This is a genomic window from Chitinophaga barathri (assembly GCF_003807585.1).
Taxonomy (GTDB): Bacteria; Bacteroidota; Bacteroidia; order Chitinophagales; family Chitinophagaceae; genus Chitinophaga; species Chitinophaga barathri.
The window spans coordinates 38901-59485 of the sequence record NZ_RMBX01000013.1 but is presented as its reverse complement, the minus strand read 5'-3'; the positions used below and the strand labels follow the sequence as shown (position 1 = coordinate 59485).

At 52.3% G+C, this 20585-nt stretch carries 15 protein-coding genes; 13 read left to right on the top strand and 2 right to left on the bottom strand.

What is annotated here, in order from left to right; all coding sequences use genetic code 11:
• Positions 1-83: 83 nt before the first annotated feature.
• The 13 genes from mraZ (at position 84) to ftsZ (ending at position 16513) form a co-directional block, all read left to right on the top strand.
• Positions 84-554 (top strand): division/cell wall cluster transcriptional repressor MraZ, encoded by a 471-nt coding sequence (mraZ, locus tag EG028_RS21885; RefSeq protein WP_120518595.1) that lies wholly within the window; start codon positions 84-86, stop codon positions 552-554.
• Positions 555-564: 10 nt separating this feature from the next.
• Positions 565-1473 carry a 16S rRNA (cytosine(1402)-N(4))-methyltransferase RsmH gene (rsmH, locus tag EG028_RS21880; RefSeq protein WP_120518596.1) on the top strand — a complete coding sequence of 303 codons (909 nt, stop codon included), beginning with the start codon at positions 565-567 and terminating at the stop codon, positions 1471-1473.
• A gap of 79 nt (positions 1474-1552) precedes the next feature.
• Entirely contained in the window at positions 1553-1924 is a 372-nt protein-coding gene (locus EG028_RS21875) for an FtsL-like putative cell division protein (RefSeq protein ID WP_241559199.1), read from the top strand.
• Positions 1925-1952: 28 nt separating this feature from the next.
• Positions 1953-4055 carry a penicillin-binding protein gene (locus tag EG028_RS21870; RefSeq protein ID WP_120518597.1) on the top strand — a complete coding sequence of 701 codons (2103 nt, stop codon included), beginning with the start codon at positions 1953-1955 and terminating at the stop codon, positions 4053-4055.
• A gap of 290 nt (positions 4056-4345) precedes the next feature.
• Positions 4346-5812, top strand: coding sequence for a UDP-N-acetylmuramoyl-L-alanyl-D-glutamate--2,6-diaminopimelate ligase (locus EG028_RS21865; RefSeq protein WP_120518598.1), 1467 nt, complete (start codon positions 4346-4348; stop codon positions 5810-5812).
• 20 nt (positions 5813-5832) lie between these two features.
• Positions 5833-7083: a phospho-N-acetylmuramoyl-pentapeptide-transferase gene (gene mraY / locus EG028_RS21860; RefSeq protein WP_120518599.1), complete on the top strand. Its 1251-nt coding sequence runs from the start codon at positions 5833-5835 to the stop codon at positions 7081-7083.
• The gene (murD, locus tag EG028_RS21855) at positions 7083-8417 is read left to right on the top strand and encodes a UDP-N-acetylmuramoyl-L-alanine--D-glutamate ligase (protein ID WP_120518600.1); all 1335 of its coding nucleotides are present in this window, start codon (positions 7083-7085) and stop codon (positions 8415-8417) included. Before mraY ends, murD begins: the two co-directional genes overlap by 1 nt.
• A 17-nt stretch (positions 8418-8434) precedes the next feature.
• Positions 8435-9601: an FtsW/RodA/SpoVE family cell cycle protein gene (locus EG028_RS21850; RefSeq protein WP_120518601.1), complete on the top strand. Its 1167-nt coding sequence runs from the start codon at positions 8435-8437 to the stop codon at positions 9599-9601.
• Between the two features lie 19 nt (positions 9602-9620).
• Complete coding sequence (murG, locus tag EG028_RS21845) at positions 9621-10715, top strand: undecaprenyldiphospho-muramoylpentapeptide beta-N-acetylglucosaminyltransferase (RefSeq protein ID WP_120518602.1); 1095 nt, start codon at positions 9621-9623, stop codon at positions 10713-10715.
• Positions 10716-10771: 56 nt separating this feature from the next.
• Positions 10772-12124, top strand: coding sequence for a UDP-N-acetylmuramate--L-alanine ligase (gene murC, locus EG028_RS21840; protein WP_120518603.1), 1353 nt, complete (start codon positions 10772-10774; stop codon positions 12122-12124).
• A gap of 13 nt (positions 12125-12137) precedes the next feature.
• Positions 12138-13187, top strand: coding sequence for a cell division protein FtsQ/DivIB (locus EG028_RS21835; RefSeq protein WP_120518604.1), 1050 nt, complete (start codon positions 12138-12140; stop codon positions 13185-13187).
• 15 nt (positions 13188-13202) lie between these two features.
• Complete coding sequence (ftsA, locus tag EG028_RS21830) at positions 13203-14612, top strand: cell division protein FtsA (RefSeq protein ID WP_120518605.1); 1410 nt, start codon at positions 13203-13205, stop codon at positions 14610-14612.
• A 107-nt stretch (positions 14613-14719) separates the two neighbouring features.
• On the top strand, positions 14720-16513 hold the full coding sequence (gene ftsZ / locus EG028_RS21825) for a cell division protein FtsZ (RefSeq protein ID WP_120518606.1): 1794 nt from the start codon (positions 14720-14722) through the stop codon (positions 16511-16513).
• Positions 16514-16618: 105 nt separating this feature from the next.
• Here ftsZ and EG028_RS21820 read toward each other — a convergent pair whose 3' ends face one another.
• Positions 16619-18358: a DUF4091 domain-containing protein gene (locus EG028_RS21820; protein WP_120518607.1), complete on the bottom strand. Its 1740-nt coding sequence runs from the start codon at positions 18356-18358 to the stop codon at positions 16619-16621.
• 63 nt (positions 18359-18421) lie between these two features.
• Positions 18422-20392, bottom strand: coding sequence for a KUP/HAK/KT family potassium transporter (locus EG028_RS21815; protein ID WP_120518608.1), 1971 nt, complete (start codon positions 20390-20392; stop codon positions 18422-18424).
• Between the last annotated feature and the right edge of the window lie 193 nt (positions 20393-20585).

Here is a 20585-nt window from a genome sequence, read left to right as displayed (position 1 = left end):
ATATATAATACATTTTTTCGGTTAAAAGTGGGAAAAAGTGTTATTTTGTGTTAGAAAATGGAAATCAAGTACTAAAACTAAGCATGACGGGATTTTTAGGTGAATATGAAGCAACGCTGGACGCAAAAGGGCGCTTCCTGCTCCCTGCCGGATTTAAACGGCAGATCGCAGAAAGTGCGGGCAACCAGTTCGTGCTGAACCGTGGCTTTGAGAAGTGCTTGACGTTGTACCCGATGAACGAGTGGCAACCTATCCAGGAGAAAATTGGCAAACTGAACGATTTTGATCCGAAAGTTAGGGAATTCCGCCGCTATTTTCTGAACGGGGCCACCATCCTGGAGCTGGATAGCGCAGGAAGGCTGAACATCCCCAAAAACCTGATGGCGCATGCCGGGCTGGACAAGGACATTGTGCTCACGGCCGCCAACAACAAAATTGAGATCTGGGATAAGACGAAATACCAGGAGTTCTTTGATAATTTTTCACCGGACGCCTTCAGCAATCTGGCACAACAGGTTATGACAGCAGGCGATGGACCAAACTTGGGATTGTAAAACGGCGCATATGGAACCTTCACAGTATCACCTGCCCGTTCTCCTTCACGAAGTAGTGGCAAACATGGGCATCCGTCCTGACGGCACCTATATCGACGCTACTTTCGGCGGAGGCGGTCATTCCAGGGCCATCCTTGAACAGCTGGGCCCCCAGGGCAGGCTGATCGTGTTTGACCAGGACGAGGATGCATACCGCAACCGCATCGTGGACGAGAGGGTCACTTTTGTAAAGGAGAATTTCCGGCACCTGCACCGTTTCCTGAAGCTGCACAAAGCATTGGACGCAGACGGCCTGCTGGCGGACCTCGGGGTTTCCTCCCACCAGTTCGACACCGGCGCAAGAGGGTTTTCCACCCGGTTCGACGGAAACCTGGACATGCGGATGGATACGCGCAATAGCGTTACCGCCGCGGACGTTCTCCAGACATATTCCGAACAGCACCTGCACCAGCTCTTCCAGGACTACGGCGAAGTAACCAACGCCCGCACCCTGGCCAGAACCATCGTACAGCTGCGAAAAGCGCACCCCTTACGCACCATTGCCGAATTTAAATCACTCATACAGCCTATCGTGAAAGGCAACCCCGCAAAATACCTCGCACAGGTCTTCCAGGCACTGCGGATAACAGTAAATGACGAGCTCGGCGCACTGAAAGACCTGCTCACACAGTCATCCCAGGTATTAAAACCAGGCGGCAGGCTGTCCATTATCACCTTCCATTCGCTGGAAGACAGGCTGGTGAAGAACTATATGAAGGCAGGCTCCTTCGAAACGGCGGACGAAAACCCGTACAGCTTCGAAACGCCGCCCAAACTGTTCAGGCTGATCACTAAGAAACCCGTAACGGCCGGTGAAGCAGAATTGCGGGCCAACCCGCGGAGCAGGAGCGCCAAATTAAGGGTCGCTGAAAAGATATAAACCGTTACTGTTACTTCCATCCTATCCCCTTGTTACCGGAAAAAGATTGCGTATAAACTGTCGTTAAACCTTGTAAGCGTTGCAGGAAGAAGAAAAGCATATACAGGAAGAAGAAGTCCCCACGGACCTTCCCCGGGAGCCCCGGAGAGAATGGCGCCTGCGGATCAACTACCAGCTGATCACCAGGAACCTGCCTTTTATCCTTTTTCTCGCCGTGATCGCACTGGTATACATCGCAAACAGTCACCTGGCGGAAAAAAAAGTACGCCGCATCAACAAACTGAGCCGTGAGATCAAGGAGCTGAAATGGGAATACCTGAGTGTGAAAAGCGAACTGATGTTCCGCAGCAAACTGAGCGAAGTAAGCAAAGCCGTGGAGCAGCTGGGCCTGAAAGAACTGAGCACCCCGCCGCAACGCATCGAAGTGAAAGAGAAACAAACAGAGCAATAACAAAAAACGATACTGACACTAACCCGGCATGGAGATTAAAAAGGACATACTATGGCGAGCATATCTTTGCCTCATTGGCATGGGCGTCTTTGCTGTGGCTATCCTCGGCAGGGTTTTCTTCATCCAGCATGTACAGGGTGATTACTGGCGCAGCATGTCCGACAGCCTGCACACCGCCTTCATGGACCTGGACGCGGACCGTGGTACCATCTATTCGGAAGAAGGCCGCATGCTCTCCACCTCCATCCCCTACTTCGATATCCGTATCGATTTCAGGGCAGATGGGATCAGCGACCCCAAAAGCACCATTTTTAAGGATAACATCGATTCCCTCTCCTCCCGCCTGGCGGAACTTTTTATGGACAAATCCGCGGCAGAATATAAAAAACTGCTCAAAGAAGGGTTCAATGAAAAGGACCGCTACTTTTTATTAAAACGCAACGTCCGTTTCGACGAATACCAGCAGCTCCGCAGTTTCCCCATGTTTCGCCAGGGGCGGAACAAAGGCGGCCTGATCGTTGAAACCAAAAATAAACGCATCAACCCCTTCAAGCTCCTCGCCAACCGTACCATCGGCCTTTCCCGCGAGAACGCGCAGAACGTGGGCCTTGAAAGAACTTACGACGAAAACCTCAGCGGCGTGACCGGCAAACGCCTTATGCGCCGCATCGCCGGCGGCACCTACATGCCCGTGGAAGGATACGATATAGAACCGGAAAACGGCAAAGACATCATCACCACCCTGGACGTAAATATGCAGGACATCGCAGAAAACGCTCTCATGAAAATGATGATATCGAATGAAGCGGAACACGGCACCTGCATCCTCATGGAAGTAAAGACCGGCAAGATCAAAGCCATCGCCAATCTCGGCCGCCAGAAAGACGGCAGTTACTGGGAAGATCAGAACTACGCCCTGCATGTGGGCGAACCCGGTTCCACCTTTAAGCTGGCCACCATGATCGCGCTGCTGGAAGACGGCTATGTATCGCCCAACTCGATGGTAGACCTCAACTACGGCCGCTGGCCCATCAACCGCCGTGTGGTGTACGATTCCGAGCCGCACCATTTTACCACCGTAACGGTCAAAAAAGCATTCGAACGCAGTTCCAACGTAGGGATGGCCAAACTCGCCTACCAGTATTATCACAAAAAACCGAACGAGTTTTCCGCCCACCTCAAAAGACTGCATCTCGATAAACCCACCGGCATTGATCTCATCGGCGAAGGCACTCCGCGCATCAAGACCACGGAGAACAAAAGCTGGAGCGCCGTAACCCTGCCCTGGATGGCTTTCGGATACGAAGTGCTGCAAAGCCCGCTGCAAACCGCCATGCTGTACAACGCCGTGGCAAACAACGGGAAAATGATGAAGCCTTACCTCGTGAACAGCATCATGGAGTTTGGCCAACCGGTGAAACAATTTGAGCCGGTGATTGTACTGGACAGCGTTTGCTCCGCCCGCACCCTCCAGCAGCTGAAAGACATGCTGGAAGGCGTAGTACTGAACGGCACCGCCGCCAAACTGCAAACACCGTATTACCGCTTTGCCGGCAAAACCGGTACAGCGTTGGTAGCAAATGGCAACCGCGGTTACGTTGACAAAATTTACCAATCGTCATTCGCGGGTTATTTCCCTGCCGATGACCCACAATATACCTGTGTGGTAGTGATCAAAAACAGGCCGCACGCCGCCAAGTTTTACGGTGGCAGCGTGGCAGGCCCGGTATTCAGGGAAGTAGCGGACAAATTATACGCGCTGGCTGTTCAGAAGCCGCTGCCTCAGCAACAGGCCGGTGGCCTTGACACGCTCATGGCCATCAAAAACGGTAAAGGCAGCGAATGGCGCAGTGTAGCCGCGGCCCTCAACCTGCCCTGGCAGGGAAGCCTCACCGGGTCCAACTGGGTGAGCGCCGGGATTGAAGGCAACAAGCTAAGTTTCGAACCGATCAGAAATGCATCAGGTACGGTACCGGATGTAAAAGGCATGGGGCTGAAAGATGCGCTGTACCTGCTGGAAAATGCAGGGCTCCGTGTAGTGATCAAAGGAGCCGGAAAAGTGACCAGCCAGTCATTGCCCGGAGGCGCCAATATCGGGAAGGAACAAACGATTATCATCGAATTAAGCTAAAGAAGCCATAGGGCTTCTTCTGGCAAATAGGGAGACGAATAAGAACTGATGAGGTCGGAGACCCCATCAGACCAATAAAAAGACGTAATGAACTAATGAGGTCGAAGACCCCATTACACAAATAAAAAGACGAATAAGGAGTAATGAGGTCGAAGACCCCATCAGACAATTAAAAAAGACGAATAAGAACTGATGAGGTCGGAGACCCCATTACACAAATAAAAAGACGAATAAGGAGTAATGAGGTCGTAAGACCCCATCAGACAAATAAAAAAGACGAATAAGAACTGATGAAAACGCTGCGGGAAATATTATACAATGTAAACATCGGGCAGGTGCTCGGCAACAACGATATTGCCGTTCATGCCCTCCATATAGACTCCCGCCAGATCAAGGCGGGCGATGTTTTCATTGCCATCCGCGGCCTTGCGGCGGACGGTCATGACTTTATCTCCAAAGCTATCAGCCAGGGAGCCGCCGCCGTTATCTGCGAAACCATTCCGGATACCATTTCACCAGACGTTTGTTATGTGCAGGTGTCAAACAGTCACCAGGCTGCCGGCGTGATGGCAGGGAATTTTTACGACAATCCCTCCCACAAACTGAAACTGGTAGGCGTTACCGGCACCAACGGCAAAACCACCATCGCCACCATGCTGTTCCGGCTGTTCACCCGCCTGGGCCATATATGCGGCCTGCTGAGCACCGTGCAGAACCAGATCGGCGAAAACATCATTCCCGCCACCCACACCACGCCCGACCCCATCAACCTGAACGCCCTGCTGGCGGACATGGTGACCCGGGGCTGCGATTATGCCTTCATGGAAGTAAGTTCCCATGCCGTACACCAGCAAAGGATCGCGGGGCTGAAGTTTGCCGGTGGCATATTCTCCAATATCACCCACGACCACCTGGATTATCATAAAACATTTGATGAATACATCCGCGTGAAGAAGGCGTTTTTCGACGGCCTGCCCGCCACCGCGTTCGCCCTCACAAACCTGGATGACAAACGCGGGAACGTGATGCTGCAGAACACCAGGGCGCACAAGGCTACTTACAGCCTTCGCACCATGGCGGATTTCAAAGGCAAGATCCTCGAAAACAATCTCACCGGCCTCATCATGCTGGTAGGCGAAAGGGAAGTGCATTTCCGCCTCATCGGGGAATTCAACGCATACAATCTCATGGCGGTATACGGCGCTGCCGTGCTGCTGGAAAAAGATAAAGACGAAGTACTGGCTGCCCTCAGCGACATACAGGGCGCGGAAGGCCGCTTCGACTACATCGTTTCAAAGAACCTGCGCGTAATAGGTATTGTGGATTACGCCCATACGCCCGATGCTTTGCTGAACGTGCTGGCCACTATCAAAAACCTCCGCGAAGGCCACGAGCAGATCATTACCGTGGTGGGCTGCGGCGGGGACAGGGATACGGCCAAACGCCCCGTGATGGGACAGGTAGCGGCGGAGCACAGCGACCGCGTAATCTTCACATCGGATAATCCCCGCTCTGAAGACCCGCAGGAGATCATTCACCAGATGGAGGCAGGCGTAGCCGTACACCAACGCCGCAAAACCTTATCGATTGCGGACCGCAGGGAAGCCATCAAAACGGCCGTGAGTTTTGCGCAGCAGGAAGACATCATCCTCGTTGCCGGCAAAGGCCATGAGAAATACCAGGAGATCAGGGGAGTGAAACACCCGTTCGACGATAAACAGGTATTAATCGAAGTACTGGAACTTTTAGAAAAATAATCAGATCACGATCAGTCAATATGTTATACTATCTTTTTAATTATCTCAAAACAGAATTCAACTACACCGGCACCGGAATGTGGCAGTACATCACGTTCCGCGTTACGATGGCGTTACTCCTGTCTCTTGTGATCTCGTTATTACTGGGTAAAAGGATCGTACGGTACCTGCAGCGCAAACAGATCGGGGAGACTATCCGCGACCTGGGCCTGGCTGGCGAACAGACCAAAAAAGGCACTCCCACCATGGGCGGCCTCATCATCCTTTCCGCTATGGTGATCCCCACCCTGCTGTTTGCCAGGGTCATGAACGTGTACATCCTCCTGATACTGCTCTCTACCATCTGGCTGGGCCTCATCGGGTTTATAGACGACTACATCAAGGTATTCAAGAAAAATAAAGAAGGGCTCGCCGGAAAGTTCAAGATCCTGGGCCAGGTAGGCCTGGGCCTGATCATCGGTACTACATTGTATTTCAACGACAACGTAGTAATGTCCCGCGAGGTGATGACCGGCAAAAAGCTGGCCCCTTACGAAAGGGTGATCAGCAGCACGGAAAGGATCACCGAAGACGGACACAAGTTCGTGGACGTAAAAACGCCGATCACCACGATCCCCTTTGTGAAAAATCATGAATTTAATTACGCGAAGCTGATCTCCTGGATACCTGGTGCGGAGAAATACACTTTCGTGCTCTACATCCTGATCGTAATCGTGATCATCGTGGCGGTATCCAATGGCGCGAACCTTACCGATGGGCTTGACGGCCTGGCAACGGGCGTTTCGGCGGTGATCGGCATCGGGCTGGGCATATTTGCCTACGTGAGCGGAAACATTCTTCTCGCGGAATACCTGAACATCATGTATATCCCGAACCTGGGTGAACTGTCCATCTTCATCGCCGCGTTCGTAGGGGCCTGCGTAGGTTTCCTCTGGTACAACGCTTACCCGGCGCAGGTGTTCATGGGCGATACAGGCAGCCTTGCATTGGGTGGCATCATCGCCTCGCTGGCGATCATTGTAAGGAAAGAACTGCTGCTGCCGCTTATCTGCGGCGTGTTTTTCGTGGAAAGCCTCAGCGTGATGATCCAGGTGACTTACTTCAAATACACCAAACGAAAATTTGGCGAAGGCCGCCGCGTGTTCCTTATGAGCCCGCTGCACCACCATTACCAGAAGCTGGGTTATCATGAAAGCAAAATAGCTGTGCGTTTCTGGATCGTGACCGTGATGTGTGTGGTATTTGCAATCGCTACTTTAAAAATGAGATAATGCGACTCGTTATACTCGGAGCCGGAGAAAGCGGAATTGGTGCGGCCCTGCTGGGGAAAAAAGAAGGGTTTGACGTATTTGTGTCGGACGGCGGGCAGATCAAAGACATTTATAAACAGGAACTGGCGGTGAACAGTATTCCTTTCGAGGAAGGCCACCATTCCTGGGACATTATACTGGGTGCGGATGAAATTGTGAAGAGCCCGGGCATACCGGAAAAAAGCGAACTGATGAAAAAAGTGCGGGAGCGCGGCGTACCGGTGATATCGGAGATAGAGCTGGCCTGGCGCTTCAGCAGGGATAAAAAGATCATTGCCATCACGGGTAGTAACGGGAAAAGCACCACCACGGCGCTCACCCACCACATCTTTCGCACCGCCGGGCTAAACGCCGCGCTGGTGGGAAATATCGGGGTCAGTTATGCCCGGCAGGTGGCAGTGGAGCCCGCGGATTATTATATCATCGAGATCAGCAGCTTCCAGCTGGACGATATCGTGGAGTTCAAGCCAGACGTGGCCATTTTACTGAACATCACGCCCGATCACCTGGACCGCTATGATTATAAAATGGAAAACTATGTGGCGTCGAAGTTCCGCATAGCTATGAATCAAACGAAGGAAGATTATTTTATTTATTGTAAAGACGATCCTGAGATCAGGAACTATTTAGCATCGAAACCCATTTATTCAGAACCAATACCTTTTAGCATTATGGAACCATTGAACGAAGGTGGATTTATAGCAAACGACCAATTGAACATTCAGGTGAAAGATGAACCGGTAATTATGTCCATGTACGACCTGGCTTTAAAAGGTAAGCATAACTTATATAATTCAATGGCAGCAGGCATAGCAGGCCGCACAATGGATATACGCAAGGAAAAGATCCGTGAAAGCCTCAGCACTTTCTCAAGCCTGGAGCACCGGATGGAATACGTAGCGACTGTACGTGGTGTGGATTTTATCAACGACAGCAAAGCGACCAACGTAAACTCCGTATGGTTCGCCCTGGAAAGCATGGAGCGCCCCGTGATATTGATCATGGGCGGAGTGGACAAAGGAAATGATTACAGCGCCATCCGCGACCTGGTGAAAGAAAAAGTAAAAGCGATCGTTTGCCTCGGTGTGGACAACCGCCCGATCCACGAAGCCCTGTCCCGGGACATGGAAGTAATGGTGAACACGGACAATATGAAGGACGCAGTGGAAAACGCCTTCCGGCTGTCCAGCAAAGGTGATGTGGTACTGCTCTCCCCCGCCTGCGCCAGCTTCGACCTCTTCAAAAATTATGAAGAGAGAGGCCGCCAGTTTAAGGAGGTAGTGAGAGAACTTTAATTTATTAAACGAACAACGTGAACAACTTACTCCAAAGGACGAAAGGTGATAAAGTGATCTGGACGATCGTGTTCTTCCTGTCTGCGGTAAGCTTGTTGGCAGTGTACAGTTCTACCGGCTCTTTGGCATACCGCGTTTACAGCGGGCATACGGAATATTACCTGTTCAAGCAGCTGTCCGTACTCGTACTGGGCATCCTGATCATCTATTTCGCGCACCGGGTGAATTACACCATTTATTCCCGCGTGGCGCAGATTGGTTTCCTGATCTCGATCCCATTGCTGGTATACACCCTGGCATTCGGTTCCAATCTGAACGATGCCAGCCGCTGGATCAGGCTGCCGGTGATCAATCTGACGTTCCAGACGTCGGATATCGCAAAACTGGCGCTGTTCATGTACGTATCCCGGCAGCTGAGCCGCAAACAGGCGGTGATCACGGATTTCAAGAAAGGGTTTCTGCCCATCATCGTACCCGTGGGCATCATCTGCGCGCTGATCATGCCGGCGAACATGAGTACCGCCCTTCTGCTGGGAGCAAGCTGCATGCTGCTGTGTTTCATCGGCCGGGTGCCGCTGAAGTTCCTGCTGGGAATGATCGGCGGGGCGATCGTACTGGTACTGCTCATGTTCTTCATCGCGAAAGTGACAGGCATGGAAGGGCGTACCAAAACCTGGGAGAAACGTATTGAAAGTTTTTTCAGTGATGAGGAAAGCGATATCCCCTACCAGGTGCAGCAGGCGAACATTGCCGTAGCCACCGGGGGATTCATGGGAAAAGGACCGGGTAACAGTACGGCAAGAAATTTTCTGCCGCACCCTTATTCGGATTTTATTTATGCAATTATTCTTGAAGAGTATGGTATCTTTGGCGCCTTTTTAGTGTTGGCCGCATACCTGATCCTGCTCTTGAGAAGTATAAGAATATTCAAAAACTGCCCGTATGCATTCGGCGCATTCCTGGCCCTTGGCCTGAGTGTGACATTGGTGATACAGGCATTGATGCACATGGCGGTGAACGTCCATCTGCTGCCGGTTACAGGGCTTACCCTGCCGCTGGTGAGTATGGGCGGTTCGTCGGTAATATTTACCAGCCTCGCCATTGGTATCATTTTGAGCGTATCAAGAAATGTTGAAGAAATAGGCGCGAAGCAGGAGGTTACCAATCCCGCAGTTGCCGCATAAAGGAATAATATTTTTGAATTTGGCGCATAAAGTAATCATAGCAGGCGGCGGTACAGGAGGTCACATCTTCCCGGCCATTGCCATTGCCAATGCCCTCCGCAAACTGGAGCCGGATATCGATATCCTGTTCGTGGGCGCGAAGGGGAAAATGGAAATGGAAAAAGTGCCGCAGGCGGGTTACCCTATCGAAGGGCTGGAGATCGCGGGATTTAACCGCAGTAATATGTTGAAGAACCTGCTGCTGCCGTTCAAACTGCTCAAAAGCCTGAACCAGGCCAAAAGCGTGCTGAACCGCTTCCAGCCGGATGTAGCCGTGGGCGTGGGCGGTTACGCCAGTTTCCCGGTGCTACGCCAGGCACAGCGCAGGGGCATCCCCACGCTGATACAGGAACAAAATTCCTGGGCCGGCAAAAGCAACAAGATATTAGGCCGCAAGGCTGAAAAGATATGTACAGGGTATGAAGGAATGGAAAAGTTTTTCCCCGCTGAAAAACTCCTCTACACCGGCAACCCCGTACGCGGAGCGATCACGCAAAGCGCCGTAACAAAAGACGAAGCGCTACGCCACTTCGCTCTGATGATGGGCAAACCCACCGTCTTTGCCGTAGGCGGCAGCCTGGGCGCAAAGTCCATCAACGAGGCGCTGCTGCCTCACCTGGCGGAATTTGTGAACAAAGACGTACAGCTGATCTGGCAAACCGGCAAACTGTTTTACGAACAGGCCAAAGCCGCCGCGGCGCCGTTCAACTCACATGTGAAAGTCTACGACTTCATCAACGTGATGGACTTTGCCTACAAAGCCGCGGACGCAGTGATCTCCCGCGCCGGCGCACTGGCCATCGCGGAGCTTTGTGTGGTGAAGAAACCTTCCATCTTTGTGCCGTACCCTTTCGCGGCGGAAGATCACCAGACGCAGAATGCGCTCAGCCTCGTACACCGGCAGGCCGCGCTGATGATCAAAGACGACGAAGCGTTCGGCCGGCTGGCGAATGAAGCGCTCAGTCTCGTGCAGAACAAAGCGCTGATGGAAAAACTCGAAACAAACATTGCCCCTTTAGGCAATGCCAATGCTGATATGACGATTGCCCGGGCTGTGCTCGGGTTGATCAGGTAAAATAAAGAACGACCGCCCGGGTGAAGCCGGACCGGTCAAACAACAGATATCCCCGGATGGAGCTAAAGAATATACATAGGATCTATTTTGTAGGCATTGGCGGCATCGGTATGAGCGCCATCGCACGGTTCTTCAACGAGAAGGGCGTGGCGGTGAGCGGCTACGACCGTACCTCCACCCTCCTCACGCAGCAGCTGGAAGCTGAAGGTATCCGCATTCATTATACGGAAGACCTTGAGCAGATAGACCGCGCGGCGGACCTGGTGGTGTATACCCCCGCCATTCCAGCCACACAAAAGGAACTGGTATTCTACCGGGAAAACGGTTATGAAGTGGTGAAACGCAGCGATGTACTACAGGAGATCACCCGTGAGCTGTTTGCCATCACCGTGGCGGGCACACATGGCAAAACGACTGTAAGCACCATGATCGCGCACCTGCTGCGCCACGCAGGATACGGCTGCAACGCTTTCCTGGGCGGCATCAGTTCCAACTACGGTAAAAATTTCTGGAGCAGCGAAAAACCTGTGGCAGTTATTGAAGCCGACGAATACGACCGCTCATTCCTGAAGCTCAGCCCGGATATTGCCGTGCTCACCGCCATGGACCCGGACCACCTGGACATCTACGGTACGGAGCAGGCAGTGGAAGACGCGTTCATTCAATACAGCGCGAACATCAAGCCGAACGGCACGCTGCTGGCAAGGCACGCCCTGCCCCGTGCGGCAGAACTGAAAGGCGATAACAAACTGACCTACAGCCTGCAAAACGATGCGGCAGACATCTACGCCACGAACATCCGCATGGAAAACGGCGGTTATGAGTTTGACGTAGTGGAGCAGGATTGGATGATAGATAATGTGAAACTGCATATCGGCGGTATGCACAACGTGGAAAACGCAGTGGCCGCCATTGGCGTGGCGCACCTGCTCGGTATCAGCAACGAGAAGATCAGGGCGGCTGTAGCGGACTTCAAAGGCATCCGCCGCCGCTTCGACTACCTCGTGAAAAACGACCGCGTAGTATACATCGACGATTATGCGCATCACCCGGAAGAACTACGGGCATTGATCACCAGCGCCAAAACCCTGTTCAGGGGAAAAAAGTGCACCGTGATCTTCCAGCCGCATCTTTTCACCCGCACCCGCGATTTCGCGGAAGGTTTCGGTGAAACGCTGTCCCTGGCGGATGAAGTGATACTGCTGCCCATCTACCCTGCTCGTGAGCTGCCCATCGAAGGCATCACCAGCGAAATGATCGCCGGGAAGATACACGGCCCGGAAGTGAAGATCATGAACAGGGATGCGGTGCCGGACTGGGTACGCGACAACAAAATTGAAATGCTGATCACGGCCGGCGCGGGAGATATAGACCTGCTGCGCGAGCCATTGACAGCAATATTAAACTGATATAAAAATAAACATGCAACCTAAAACAAAAACAGCCTTCAAACGCATCGGTATCGTGCTCCTCTGGAGCGGCGTGCTGGCAGGCTTTGCCGTGCTGCTGGCGGCTGCGGTGCATGACAAGGAAAGCGAAAAGTGCAAAGGCATCCACGTCACCCTGAAGGGCGACGATCGGAATGCTTTTATTGATGAAAAAGATATCAAACAGCTGATCGTAACCGACAAGAATCAGAACCCGGTAGGCATGGCCATCAGCCAGATCAACCTGGCGAACCTGGAACGGGTGGTGGAAAGAGATCCATGGGTGCGCTCAGCCGAACTCTTCCTGGACAACCAGGACATCCTGAACGTAAACGTCGTGCAGCGTGACCCCGTAGCGAGGGTGTTCACTTTCACCGGCAACAGCTTTTACCTGGACGAACAGGGCGAACGTATTCCCATTTCAGATCGTTTCTCCGCCAGGGTGCCTGTATTCACCGGTTTCCCCTCGGACGCAGTGCAACTGCGGAAAGAAGACAGCCTGTTGTATGCCCATATCGGCGGCATGGCCCGTTACATTTCAGCGGATACCTTCTGGAATGCGCAGGTGGAGCAGGTGATGATCACCGGGGACAGGAAATTCGAGATCATTCCCAAACTAGGCGATCATGTGATCGTATTCGGGGATGGCACGGATATAGAAACTAAATTTTCCAAACTGCTGATCTTCTACCGCGAAGGTTTAAGCAAAGCAGGCTGGAATACTTATTCACGGATAAACATTGCGTATCATGAAGAAGTGATTGGAACACGAAGAGATGGAAAGAGTGCTCCCCCGCCGCCGATGTACCGGGATTCATCTATCGCAGACGTAACGATGGATGCGGACCTGGCGCCACCGGCAGCCGTAACGAACCCCAAACCAGCGGATAAACCCGCTGCTGTAAAACCAGCAGCAAAACCGGCAGCAAAGCCGGCGAAAAAGGTTAAACCCGCTTCCAGAACCGCTGCCAGGCCAGCCAGCCGGAATTCCGGCCCTACGCCCAAAGCAGTGTATAATAAACCTAATAATCGTAATCGCAACTAAAAACAATAAAGAACCATGAATCAGGAAGCTCCCATCATTGTAGGTCTCGACATTGGTACCACGAAGATAGCAGCCATCGCAGGAAGGAAGAATGAATACGGGAAATTGGAAATCCTCGGATTCGGGAAAGCCCCATCATTTGGTGTGCAGCACGGTATGGTGCTGAACATCGATCAAACGATCAAGGCCATTCGTCAGGCGCTTGAGAACTGCTATGCATCCAATCCAAACCTCGAGATCAACGAAGTATATGTAGGCATCGCCGGTCATCATATCAAAAGCCTTCAAACCCGTGGAGATATTGTTCGCAGCGATACCGATGCGGAGATCTCCCAGAAGGACATCGACCAGCTGATCAACGACCAGTACAAAACCGTGATCCCCGCCAGCGACCAGATCATTGACGTGATCCCGCAGCAATATATCGTGGACAGCCTGCAAAACATCACCTATCCCATCGGGATGAGCGGTGTAAAAGTGGGTGCGAATTTCCACATTATCACCGGCGACAAAAACGCCATCCGTAATATCAACCGCAGCGTGGAGAAATCCGGCCTGCGCATCAAAGACCTCGTGCTTCAGCCGCTGGCATCCGCAGCAGCTGTTATGTGCGATATGGACTTTGAAGCCGGTGTTGCGATCGTGGATATCGGTGGCGGTACCACGGACCTCGCTGTATTCTACGAAGGCGTACTGAAACATACCGCTGTGATCCCCTATGGTGGCGAAAACATCACCAACGATATTAAAAACGGCCTGGGTGTGTTAAAAACACAGGCTGAACAAATGAAGGTACAGTTCGGTTACGCATTGGCAGACGAAGCGAAAAACAACGCATATATCACCATCCCCGGCCTCCGTGGTCAGAGCCCGAAAGAGATCTCCGTGAAGAACCTGGCGCACATCATCCAGGCCAGGATGAGCGAGATACTGGACTTCGTGGTATATCACCTGAAGCAGATCGGCATGGACAACAAAATGCTGAACGGCGGTATCATCCTCACCGGCGGCGGTTCCCAGCTGAAACACCTGATACAGCTCACGGAATACACCACCGGCGTAAGCGCCCGCATCGGTTATCCGAACGAGCACCTGGCAAGCGGCCATACAGACGAGCTCACCAAGCCCATGTATGCCACCTGCGTTGGCCTCATCCTGAAAGGATACAACGATTACGAGAATGATAAACGCGCGCTGGAAGAGAATTACGTGAAGATCAACACCAGCTATTTCGCGAAAGAAAAAGCGGCAAGGCTGACGGACGACTCAGAAGAATGGACAGAAGACGAACAGCCGGAAGAAACAGCCGACGCGCGCCAGCACCGCAAAGCAGCGGAACGTAATGCTTCCCTCAAAGGTTTCCTGGACAGGATGAAAACAAAGATCATCGACATGTTCACCGAAGAGGAAGACGCCAAGCTGTAGGCATGGCGTGATTGTTGCATGAATAATCAGTTTTAAAAAACACGATCAAAAATAGTAGCGTAGGAAAACGGTACACCAAATACTAACCCATTTAAAGAGAAAGAGTCATGATACATTTTGATCTTCCAAAGGAAAAATCCTCCATCATCAAAGTGATAGGCATTGGTGGCGGTGGTAGCAATGCGGTGAACCACATGTTCAGTCAGAACATTGAGGGTGTGAACTTCATTATATGCAATACCGATGCACAGGCTATTGCAAACAGTCCTGTGCCGAACAAGGTACAGCTGGGGCCCCATCTCACACAGGGTTTGGGAGCCGGCGCCAATCCCCGTATCGGAGAACAGGCAACGGAGGAGTCCTTTGAAGAAATCAAAAAGATACTGGAGGTGAATACCAAAATGGCATTCATCACAGCAGGCATGGGCGGCGGCACCGGCACCGGCGGCGCTCCCATCATTGCCAAAATATGCAAGGAACTGGGCATCCTCACCGTGGGCATCGTTACCACTCCCTTCTCTTATGAAGGGAAAAAGAGAATGCTGCAGGCCGAAGAAGGCATCAACCGCCTGAAAGATTTCGTGGACACACTGCTGATCATTTCCAACGATAAGCTCCGCCAGAAGTTCGGCGACCTGAAGTTCAAGGCCGCCTTCGAAAAAGCGGACAACGTTCTGGCCACTGCCGCCAAATGTATCACCGATGTGATCAACAGCACCGGCCAGATCAACGTGGACTTTGCGGACGTTTGCACCGTGATGCGGAACGGTGGGGTAGCCATCCTGGGTGCGGCAGTTGCGGAAGGCGAATACCGTGCGCAGAAAGCCATCGAAGAAGCGCTCACTTCCCCGCTGCTGAACGACAACGACATCAAAGGAGCCAAATGGATCCTTATCAATATCTCTTCCGCCGAAGGCGAGTTTGAGCACACGCTGGACGAAATGGACACCATACAGGCCTATGTACAAAGCATGGCCGGCGAGGATTGCGACGTGATCCTCGGTGTGGGCTACGACCAAACGCTGGAGCGCAACCTGGGCGTTACCATCATTGCCACCGGCTTTGAGCAGAACCCCATCCAGCAGCAGAAAGCCGCTGCTGCCGCGGCTCAGCAGCCCGTAAAAGAAGAGCCCAAGATCGTGATGACCCTGGGCCAGGAAGGTGATGAAAAGAAAATGAACAGCCAGGCCATGCTTTTCTCCGATGAACCGGACGAAGAGATCAGGGATGTGATGGCGCCCACGCTCGTTGAGCCACAGGTAGCCCATCCCGCTCCCACGGCATCATTTGTACGCCCCGAGCCTCAGCAGCAGCGGGAAACCTACACGCTCAACATCGAGCCGGTAGAGCCCGTTCAGCCGCAACAGCAAGTGCAGGTACAGCCACAGCCTCAGCAGCAGGCACAGCCGCAACCGCCTGTTCAACAGGCCCCGCAGCAGCCCTCCGCTCCCGCTTCAGGCACCAGCTCCGCATCCGGTGGTTATCTGAACCGTCCTTCCAACATCTATGTGGAACCGGTGAGCAACAACCAGCAGGACGAAATGAAAATGGTGTTCAAAGAAGAAGAGCCTGTCCAGGAACCCGAGCCGGCTCAGCCGGCACCGCAGCCACAACCCCAGCATCAGCCTCAGCAGCTGCTGGATGAGCAGGCGGAGGAGCAGAAACGCAAGCAGATGGAAAGAGTGGCCAAATTACGCAGCATCAGTTTTAATGTGAAGAATATGGAGAACAACCAGGAGATCGAAAACGTACCGGCTTATCTCCGCCGGAACGTGAACCTGGATAGCGGAGCCGGCTCAGCTGAGCAGTTCTACTCCAGCTATACGGTGGGCAATGGCTCAGAAAATCAGGCAGAGATCAACACGATCAATACCTTTTTAGACGGGAAAAAGCCGGACTGATGAAACAAAGACGAAATTAGTTTGATTGTTTTTTAGTTGTGTTAAAAGAAAACCTCCGATTCCTCGGAGGTTTTTCTTTTTATATTTTCTTTCTGGCGGGTTGTCTTAAAGTGAGTTCAGTACTGCATTCCCTGCATCCACCATATCTCCCGCTTTTTTCGCTTTCAGCGCATTGATCTCGAAGGTGGACAATATCTTTTCCAGCTCCGGTCCTTTCCCTTCCGCTTTCAGCACTTTAATTTTTTCATACGTCTGGATACCTTCTATCATCCTTTCAAAACGCATGGAAGAACGTGGCCCCGGATATACCAGGTACGTATCGCCGGCTGCCCAGGTGCGGAAACGCGAATCCTGCAAAGGATCTTTCACCCAGCAGTTAAACGCCCAGCGAAGATAACCGGTGTAATTTTTCGCCGCCGCATGCCAGCCCAGCCAGGCGGATTCCGCCAGCGGGGAAAAGGTGAATGTGTTCGGGAAACCTTCGGAGCAGCAGGTGTAATAGGTAGTAGGCCAGCCCTTCTCCAGGCGCCATTTCCTCTCTTCTTTCGTGAAGTCCTGGCCGGAAGCCACACAATAATCATAAATATCGTTCACCAGCTCTTTGTGATAATTACCCGCGAGCGATACCTTAAAATCCTTGTCCACACTGCGTATCAGCTTGATGGCCGCTTGCATCGCCTCCATCGGGCGTTCGTCCATCGCGATGCAGGTGATATCGAACCAGCCTTTTGTTTTCAGGTGTTTCGCAAAGTCCGTCAGCATAGGTGCCCAGTGTTTGTCATATTCCGGGGTGCCGGGTTTGGCCACCATCACTTCGTTTTTACCGGTGTTTTCATCGAAGTAATAGAACTTCAGGTTCCAGGGGATCATGCTGAAACAGGCGATCTGTTTTTTGATGCCCATTTCCTGCATAAAGCTCACCCACTGGTCAAATACGGTATAGTCGAAGTGCCAGGTGCCGTCCTTCTTCCGGGTCCATTTCACCATGTCGCCGTAGATATCCTCCGTCTGGCTGTTCCAGGGGTCGTAGATGATACTGGTGGTGATCACTTTCTGTCCGGCATCGGCGAGCATTTTCATATACGGTTTCATCGCTTCGAAGTGGGCCTTGCTCCAGAGCGGCGTGTTGTGAACGCGTGCAATGGCGTAAGGGCTCTGCCAGAGATCCAGGTGAAAACCCCAGTCCTGGGGCCTGGGCAGCGTGCGTTCGCCTACTGTTATCTGATATTGCAGTGCTTTCTGCGTGGCGCCTTTCCCTGTTGCCACATGTAAGGAGCCTGTGTAGGTACCGGCGGGCGTTTGCGGCGGCACAGTCACGCTCAGCCATACTGGCTGGGTATTATAAGCGGCTATATTTGTTGTCCGGGTAAAATCAATTCCATCTGCCACCAGTGAAGAATCAAATTGGCCGGGCTTGCGGTGCCCGCATCCGCCGCCTTCGCTGTTCAGTTCATCCGTCATCACATACCGCACAAAACCGGTTGTAACGGCCTCCACGGGTATCTTGTTCCCCTTTCCGTCGCTGAGGGCGCTGGCCACAACGCTTACGTTGGATACAGGCGTGGTGGACCAGATCACAAACTGGGTATGTACTTTTTCTCCTTTCCAGGCTTTGGTGTTCCAGGCGGTGCGCAGGGAGCCGGATTCCGGGGCGTAGATCTTGTCATAACGTACGTCGGTGCTGCCAAAGGCAATGTTGATTCCTGGTTTGACGCCGCTCCAGGCAGCCGGGTCTACTTTCCTCGGATCTTTAAGCTCCCTGTAGTCGGCGGAAGGGCCGCTCTGGGCATATAAATTCAGGGTGAGTGCCAGGGTCAGGCCCGTGGCAAAGACGTGTTTAAGCATAACGAGTAGCATATTTAGGAAGCTCACAATATAATACCTATCGCGCTTCTATGCAAACTCATTCTATTCTATATCGTAACGGTACCGGTCTTTCACGCGCTTCAGCTGCAGGTTGGTAACAGGCGCCACCACCAGCGGGAACTTTTCAACGGTTACATAACTGGAATCAAGCCCGAAACCTCTTTCTTCGGACAGCCCGATCTTTTTCAGCATAAAATAGATCCGCATGATGAGCCGCTCGTGCAGGGGCAGATCGTTGTCGTGCGACAGGAACTTCTCCATCACGATAAACTGGAAATCACCCACCACATTGTTTTTGCTGAGGGATTCGTAACGGCTGGTGATATTCACTTCCTTGTTCCGCACCATATCTTCCACCACCATTCTGAACATGAGGTTGATCCGCTGCTCCACTCTGAACCCGAGGCGGAATTCCACCCTGATCACTTCGTTCGGGATGATGGTCTGCACGGTGTATTCGCTCATATAAGGCTCGTCCACCACGTCTACATGCACAAACCAATAGATATCAGCGCGTTTGGGCTTTTTGTTCAGTACGGAATAAATGATCTTATGTTCTATTTCCTTCGGATTGTCCGCACTGCTCATGTATACGAGGTGCGTGGCGTATTTGGGGATGGAGGTATCGTTGCTGAGTTCCTGCAGGATGGGCAGGTAATCTTCCAGGCGTACGAATTCAACGTAACGGTTTTTGATCTTACGGCTGCGGAACCAGGCGTACATCACCATAAACAGCGCGCCGGCCACGATCACGGTCACATAACCGCCGTGGGTGAACTTCACGAGGTTGGCCAGCAGGAAAGAGAATTCGATGGTAAGATAAACGGCGAGATATACAGCTATCCAGGCCAGTTTGACGCGGCGGGTATATAAATAGAAGCCGAACAGGCAGGAGGTCATCAGCATACAGATGGTGATAGACAAGCCATAAGCCGCTTCCATGGCGGATGATTCCTTAAACAGCAGTACGATGGACACGCAGCCCACGAACAGCATCAGGTTGATGCCCGGTATGAATAATTGCCCGCGGAGTTCCGTGGGGTAGTTGATCTTAAGTTTGGGCCAGAGGTTGAGGCGCATGGCCTCGGAAATGAGGGTAAAAGACCCGGAGATAAGGGCCTGGCTGGCGATCACGGATGCGATGGTAGCTATCAGTACCCCGAAGATCACGAACCATTCCGGCATGATCAGGAAGAAGGGGTTCTCCCCGTTCAGGGTTTTCCCCTGCTGGGTGAGCAACCAGGCGCCCTGGCCTAAATAATTGAGTATCAGGGCTATTTTAACATAGATCCAGGAGACGCGGATATTGCCGCGGCCTACGTGGCCAAGGTCTGAATAGAGGGCCTCTGCCCCCGTGGTACAGAGAAAGACCGCTCCGAGCAGCAGGAAGCCGTGCGGGTAGAGTACCAGCAGTTTTACCCCGTAATAGGGATTAAAAGCCTTGAGCACCGAGAGGTCATCCGCAATATGCGCCAGCCCAAGTATGGCCAGCATACTGAACCAGATCACCATAATAGGGCCGAACATCTTGCCGATGGACATGGTACCGAACTGCTGCATAAAAAACAACAGTGTGATGATCACCAGTACGATCTTGACGATGGTCCAGGTGCCGAGGTCCTTGAAAACGGGCAGGGTGCGCAAGCCCTCCACAGCCGAAGTGACCGTGATGGGTGGTGTGATGATGCCATCCGCCAACAGCGCGGCCCCGCCGATCATACCAAATACGACCGTCCATTTGCCGTGCCGCCGCACCAGGGCGTACAGTGAAAAAATACCGCCTTCCCCTTTGTTATCTGCTTTCAGCGTGAGAATTACGTATTTGACGGTGGTCTGAAGTGTAAGTGTCCAGATGATGCAGGAAATCCCCCCGATAACCAGCAGTTCGCTGATCTCGTTGGTTCCAACAATGGCTTTGAACACATAGAGCGGAGAGGTACCGATGTCGCCGTAGATGATACCCAACGCCACAATCAGACCGGCCAGGGTAGCTTTATTGAAGTCTTTTACCACGCTAAAAACAATATAAGTTTAAGGCTGGTCAAATTTAGTGATAAATAATCAGGATTCGCAAGTGTAAAAAACGCGTTATTCTATAAACGGGCAAATGGGGTAATGAGTTCAATCGCGGGAGAAAATAATTTGGGGAGGAAATGGGATAAAAAAGGACAGGCTGCTCCATGAGCAGCCTGTCCTGAAATATTTA